Source organism: uncultured Campylobacter sp., assembly GCF_938018035.1.
In the GTDB taxonomy this organism is placed as follows: Bacteria; Campylobacterota; Campylobacteria; order Campylobacterales; family Campylobacteraceae; genus Campylobacter_B.
The window spans coordinates 1-1,105 of record NZ_CALIJF010000082.1; the positions used below are offsets into that span (position 1 = coordinate 1).

Genomic DNA, 1,105 nt, shown 5'->3' on the forward strand with positions numbered 1-1,105 from the left:
TTTACGCATTGCGTTTGGGTGGATGATTTTAGCATCTTTGATCCGAAGCTCCACTCGATCACGCACTGCGCGCGCTCCAACCGCCTGCTTAGCAAAAAGCGGCTGAGCTTTAAAAAGCTGCTCGCAAGCGGGCTTAATTACAACATCGCTACCGATGGGCTTAGCTCAAATTTTAGCCTAAGCTTTTTAGACGAGCTGCGTGCAAATTTAATGATGCACGACGAGCTGGGCCTAGCGGAACTGGCGCGGGCGTTACTTTTAGGCGCGACGAGAAATGCGGCAGCCGCGCTGGGGCTAAGCTTGGGCGAGCTAAAAGAGGGTAAGCTCCCCGATATCGCCGTTTTTGAAGGCATCGAGTGCGAGCAGAGCCAGCTGGCGCTACAGCTCATTTTGCAGAGCAAAAACGCAAAATCACTTTTTATCGAAGGAATGAAATGCAATTTCTAAAGAATATCTTTGCGCCGATCGGCGCCGTGCTCGGGTTTATCAATAAATACTTTAAATCCCTAATTTTTCTGCTTATTTTGTTTTTGATTTTCGCAGGCGGCGAAAGCGCGCAACAAAAGGGCGCGAATCTCGCTCAGCTTTCATTAAGCGGCGCGATAATGGACGATAGCGAAATTTTAGAAAAGATCGAAATTCTGAAAAACGACGAGGCGATCAAAGGAGTGCTTCTGCTGATCGACAGCCCCGGCGGCGCGCTAAGCCCGAGCGTGGAAATTTCGCTGGCTATCAAGTCTCTAAACTCGCGCAAGCCGGTCGTCGCCTACGCCAAGGGCACGATGGCGAGCGGCAGCTACCTAGGCGGCGTGTGGGCGAGTAAAATTTACGCAAATCCGGGCAGCTTCATCGGCTCTATCGGCGTGATAATGCAGGGCTTAGATGTGAGTGAAGCGGCCGCTAAACTAGGGTTTGCCGAACAGATCGTCAAAGCGGGCGAGCTCAAAGAGGCGGGCACGATGATGCGAAAATGGAGCGACGCGGAGCGCGCGAGCCTACAAGCTCTGGTGGATGAGAGCTACGAGCTATTTACGCGCGAGGTGGCGCAGGCGCGCTCGCTGGATCTTAGGAAGCGCGATACGTGGGCGAATGCGCGAGTATTTTT

Annotated in this window: 2 protein-coding genes; both read left to right on the forward strand. The window is 52.8% G+C overall.

The features are described from left to right. Positions 1–447: amidohydrolase family protein (locus Q0257_RS02645; protein ID WP_298021224.1), on the forward strand; the 447-nt coding region annotated here is incomplete at its 5' end. Beyond that, positions 435–1,105, forward strand: a 671-nt coding sequence (gene sppA / locus Q0257_RS02650) for a signal peptide peptidase SppA (RefSeq protein ID WP_298021227.1), incomplete at its 3' end; no start/stop codon positions are given. The genes Q0257_RS02645 and sppA, both read left to right, overlap by 13 nt.